Source organism: Luteimonas rhizosphaericola (assembly GCF_029888045.1).
In the GTDB taxonomy this organism is placed as follows: domain Bacteria; phylum Pseudomonadota; class Gammaproteobacteria; order Xanthomonadales; family Xanthomonadaceae; genus Luteimonas; species Luteimonas rhizosphaericola.
Genome location: NZ_JARXRN010000026.1, coordinates 1 through 4,696, shown reverse-complemented (window position 1 = coordinate 4,696; position 4,696 = coordinate 1). Strand labels below are relative to the sequence as shown.

Sequence of the window (4,696 nt, the reverse complement as noted above, 5' to 3'; positions counted from 1 at the left end):
GCGTTAGGCGGCACGCTGCAATGTCGTGCTATTGAGTGTCGTCGCAATCGGATCGGCCAACGTGCTGCCATCATCTTTGGCTTCGGCCAAGTAGTCGCAAGCGCGCCGGGACAGTTCGTCGCGGCCGGCTTCGGATGGCTGGACTCAGGCGTTGCAATCGGACCGTCCATCGCAGGCTTCGGCCAGGTCCGTGGACAGGTCCCGGGCCGGCGCACCCAGGCGCCATTGGCTTCGGCCACATCCCAAGCCAAGAGCTTGCCGCACCCCGGTTTTCGTCGTAGCGTTCCGCCTAACAGTTCGTTCAAGCCGACGCCGCTTCGTTACACAAAGCACATGGCAGGTAGAGCTTGCCATGTGCTTTGCTCCACTACGCGGCGCGGCTTAACTCAGGCGTTAGGGCTCATGAGCACTCTGCGCAGCCATCTAGCGGTAGCTCCACTGCTGCTGGCGCTCCCGCTCGTAGCGGTGGCGTCGGACCCTGTCCACATTGAGATTGCGGCCTTGTCAAAGAACGGAGCCAAGCTGATCGACCGCTCGGTCGTTACGCACGGATGCTTGGTCAATACCCCTCATGGGAGCTTCATAGCGCCATGTGGAAGCAATGGCGGGCGGCAGCTTGTGCTCGTGTTTGACCCCGCGGACAGAGGCCTAGCTGCGTTCAGCGAGTTGGACATCAACTTCGCCAGTCACGTCGAGGGAGATTTCATAGGCGTACTGGTGGAAAGAGAAGTGAGATGGCCAAAGGCGGGTAAGCAAATTTTCTTGAGACTCGATTCGGTTACCAACATTTCGCCATATGTGCCCTAACAATGCGTTCAAGCCGAAGCCGCTTCGTTACCTGCGACTATGTGGGTGGCTTGGAGCTCATTGATGCTGCTGGCACCGCCTTTGTTGTAGCAACCGGAGGCTTTCCGTGCTCACTGCACATCTCTGGCTTTTGTGAAGACCCAAGCTTCAGTCGCGGCAACTACATTGCGTTGTCGCGCGAGGCCTAACCAATCATTCAAGCCGACGCCGCTTCGCGGCGCGGCTTAACTCAAGCGTTAGGGCTCATGGCAGACATTCGACACGGCGTGTGGCTCTTCAACAGCACCTTGCCGTTATCGGACAGTCGCGTGTGGCGTGAGGACGACCACGGCTATTGGGTGCAAACCCCTTTCACTCGTGCGCTTGGCATCCGCTCTGACGGTCCAGCAGGGCTTTGCTATTCCGGCGTACTCGGCGAGCTACGTGCTCCTCGCCATTCGTTGCGGGCCCTGCTCAAGGAACTCTTTGGCCACTCGCTGGTTGGCGTACGGCCGGTGATACCTTCCGAAGCGCTGGCGTCGCAGCTGCGGGCGGCAACTGGATTTGCGGTATTGGCCGCGCCCACCCTTCGACTGCGATCAGTGTCCGGTTTGGCTAGGCTTGTTGCGGTCGCAAGGGTCAGGCCCCAGGATGAGCCCTAACAATTCATTCAAGCCGACGCCGCTTCGCGGCGCGGCTTAATTCAGGCGTTAGCTGCCAATGACACATACCCGCGATGAGATGCAGGCGGCACTGAAGGCCACTTTGGTTCCCTATCTGCGCTCTGTTGGCTTCAGAGGTAGTCTTCCCCATTTTCATCGGGTCGTCGAGGATCACGTGGACCTGCTGACAGTGCAGTACTACAGTGCTGGCAGCTGTCTTCTAGTTGAGATTTCTTCCGCCAAGAACGACGGCGCAATGGAGCCTTCAAAGCAGCGCGTCTACTTCCATGGCAAGCGCCTGCGCCTACATCGCGAAACCAGCCGCAATGACCATTGGTTTTGCTACACGCCATACGGAATGTTCTCGCCAATGCAGGAACCGCAAGAGATCGCAGAGCAACTCCGGGACCTGGTTCAAGCGCAAGCTGAGGCTTGGTGGCTGTCGCAGCGAGCGCTTGGCAGCTAACAATTCATTCAAGCCGATGCCGCTTCGCGGCACGGCTTAATTCTGGTGTTAGGCCGCATGTTCAAAGCAATCGCAATCTTGGTCTTCTTGAGCAGCATCATCGCGTTGTTGGTAACGGGCGGGCTTGTCTCGGCAATCATCGCGCTTTACCCGGTGGCGCACCTCAGCTCTTTCGGACCCGTGGTACCAGTCATCTCCCAAACCCATGCGGCGTGGCTTCCAGCCGTGCAAATGGTGAGTTGGGCTGCTTCTGCCGCTAGCGCCGCGGCTGGTGTACTGCTCTGGCGCGGTCGTCAAGCTGCTCCTTCAAAGCTTCAGGCCGCGCTGCTCATTGGCGCACTCAACTACTTCCTTGCTCTGTTCTTCACGACCACGTTGCTCGTGACGCACTTTTACCTTCCCAAGGTCGCAAATGCGGCCCAACAATTCATTCAAGCCGATGCCGCTTCGCGGCACGGCTTAACTCAGGCGTTAGTTGGAAGGGGAGCCCACAATGCCCATGACTCTCACAAGATCGCTGCTCACAATCCTTATCCCGGGATTGATCGCGATCTGTCCATGGGTGCTCGCACTTGTCCAGAACACATCCGCGACGCTGGGTTTAGATAAATACCCCACGCTCGCCAATGCACTCATTTTCGCCTCGGCGGCGGTGGCTGGTTCGCTTCTTGAGGGAATAGGTACAAACTTTGAAGTAGCTTGGGACAAAGAGCGCGAAGAACAGTACAGCGTCACTTCCAACTGGCACGACTACCTCTTTCGCAGCTTCGACAAGGAGCCAGTTGGTTACCGCTACTTGAGCCGGCTTGTTACGACTCTCTACTTCGAGCTGACCATGATGTTTGCCGTGCCATCTTTCTTTCTGGGCGCGGGTTTACTTGCGGCTCTACGCTTCCCTAGCGTCTTTATCCCAATCGTGATAGTTGCGGTTGCGGCTATGGTCGGCTCGGGGCTGTACTTGCACAAGCAGGCAAAATGCACGCACAAGGTGATCTGCGAGACAAGAATGGAGCTCAATCGTCGTGCAACTGCCAGCTAACAATTCATTCAAGCCGACGCCGCTTCGCGGCGCGGCTTAATTCAGGCGTTAGGCCGCTTGGAGAGCACACAGCATGTTCAATGATCTATCCGCCCAGGAAGCAGCGAGGATCATTGAGTCTGCGTTTGCTCCTCTCCGCTGTGTTGCAGAGCCTTGGGACTATGACTATCGGATTCGGTTCCGCGTCTTCGATTGCAATGATGAGCCCATCCTCCGGATGGATGAAGTGCTGCGCCCCACGTTTCAAGATGCAAAGAGCCTTGAGTCATTGCTCAATCAGGTTCGTAGCCGCGTGGCCCGTAAGGGCATAGAGCTGGCTCCGTGGTCGCTGTCCGGCGGGCCCGGTGCCGCGGCCTAACAGTTCATTCAAGCCGACGCCGCTTCGCGGCGCGGCTTAATTCAGGCGTTAGGCCGCTAAGAGCAGAACGAGTCGCTGTGCCCACGCGTCGCCCGTGCGCTTGTAGCTGCGTTGCTTACCTTCGCGCTTCGGCGAGTGTTTCGCCGCGCGGGACATGCCTGTGGTTGGTCGCCTGGCTTCGGGTGCCGCGGGGCCAACCAAGCTGCAGGCTGGCGGCATCATCTCAGGGCAAGCCTTGGGCTTGGCGGCTTCCAGCGGACCGGTCGTCGCCGCGCGCTGGGGCAGCCGGCTTCGGGGCCATCTCAAGCAAATGCTTGCGCAGCCCCTCGCTGGCGTCGCATGCTGCGGCCTAACTATTCGTTCAAGCCGAACCCGCTTCGCGGGTCGGCTTAACTCAGGTGTTAGGGCGCTGTGCAGCCATCATGGCAACTCTCAAGATCACATCGGTTCCTCCTGGCGAAGCTCCCGACTGGGTTCGAGAGCAGTGGGTGGGCCTTGAGCTGCCGCTGGTTGCAGAAAGTTCTGCACCACACACACTCCCAACGTTTGGAGTTGTTTCAGGCCCCAAGAGCCGGATTAGCTGGTACTTGTCAAAGTTCTTTCGTAGGTTTCAGACTGAGACCGGCTATGTGGTGGAGTGCATACCAGCCGTTGAGGTTCTTGAAAAATCAAGTCCTGACGCAGCTGCGTGGTGGCGTTCCAATACTCCAGAGCTTCTGCAACCCGGGCAATGCTTTATGTTCCATGTGGGCGCGGGTCATGTCGCATCATCGGGCGCGCCCTAACAATTCATTCAAGCCGACGCCGCTTCGCGGCGCGGCTTAATTCAGGCGTTAGGCGTCCCATGAAGATTGTCGACATCTTTGTTCTTGCTGGCACGGGCTACGTGAGCGGCTTATCCATCGCGTCGGGTTTCCTGTTCCAAGCCATTCGCAAGTTCAATCAACACGCTTGGTCAAAGGGAAAGGAAGCGCTGTGGGCAGCTGCGGCAATCACCAACATCGTGCTAGGCACACTCATGCCAGTGCTCTTCATCGGCATCGTCGTTGTCGGCGACCAGCCAGATCGCGCAGATTTTTGGCCTCGCGCAGCAATCTTCGCGGCTGGTGCAATCGCAGGGGCTGCGCTCGTATTCTTTGGCATCAGCCAGGTCAGCAAAGGCGTTCGTGCCATCGTCGGCAGGGGCGCCTAACAATTCGTTCAAGCTGAACTTGCTTCGTTACACCAAAGCCATGGCAGAAGAGCTTGCCATGGCTTTGCCTCCACTACGCAAGTCGGCTTAACTCAGGCGTTAGGCGGCTCTGGAGACGCTGATGGAACTGACGCTTTTAGTGATTGCGATCGTTGTGCTCCTCAATGCCGTTGCTTCGGTGGTTGTTCTTCGC

The 4,696-nt window shown here is 58.1% G+C and carries 4 protein-coding genes; all 4 read left to right on the top strand.

Annotated features, from left to right (window positions below):
* The first annotated feature begins 1,506 nt into the window (after window positions 1–1,506).
* The 4 genes from QFW80_RS12090 (at window position 1,507) to QFW80_RS12075 (ending at window position 4,503) form a co-directional block, all read left to right on the top strand.
* Entirely contained in the window at window positions 1,507–1,914 is a 408-nt protein-coding gene (locus tag QFW80_RS12090; protein WP_280602234.1) for a DUF4304 domain-containing protein, read from the top strand.
* 57 nt (window positions 1,915–1,971) lie between these two features.
* Window positions 1,972–2,523: a hypothetical protein gene (locus QFW80_RS12085; protein WP_280602233.1), complete on the top strand. Its 552-nt coding sequence runs from the start codon at window positions 1,972–1,974 to the stop codon at window positions 2,521–2,523.
* A complete protein-coding gene (locus QFW80_RS12080; RefSeq protein WP_280602232.1) occupies window positions 2,477–2,953 on the top strand; it encodes a hypothetical protein in 477 nt (158 codons plus the stop codon). The genes QFW80_RS12085 and QFW80_RS12080 overlap by 47 nt, the downstream gene beginning before the upstream one ends.
* 1,202 nt (window positions 2,954–4,155) lie before the next feature.
* Window positions 4,156–4,503, top strand: coding sequence for a hypothetical protein (locus QFW80_RS12075; RefSeq protein WP_280602231.1), 348 nt, complete (start codon window positions 4,156–4,158; stop codon window positions 4,501–4,503).
* Window positions 4,504–4,696: the final 193 nt, after the last annotated feature.

What these genes read in the sequence shown, in the direction of transcription:
- QFW80_RS12085 (WP_280602233.1), top strand. Translation starts at nt 1,972, where the DNA reads ATGTTCAAAGCAATCGCAATCTTGGTCTTCTTGAGCAGCATCATCGCG.
- QFW80_RS12075 (WP_280602231.1), top strand. Translation starts at nt 4,156, where the DNA reads ATGAAGATTGTCGACATCTTTGTTCTTGCTGGCACGGGCTACGTGAGC.
- QFW80_RS12090 (WP_280602234.1), top strand. Translation starts at nt 1,507, where the DNA reads ATGACACATACCCGCGATGAGATGCAGGCGGCACTGAAGGCCACTTTG.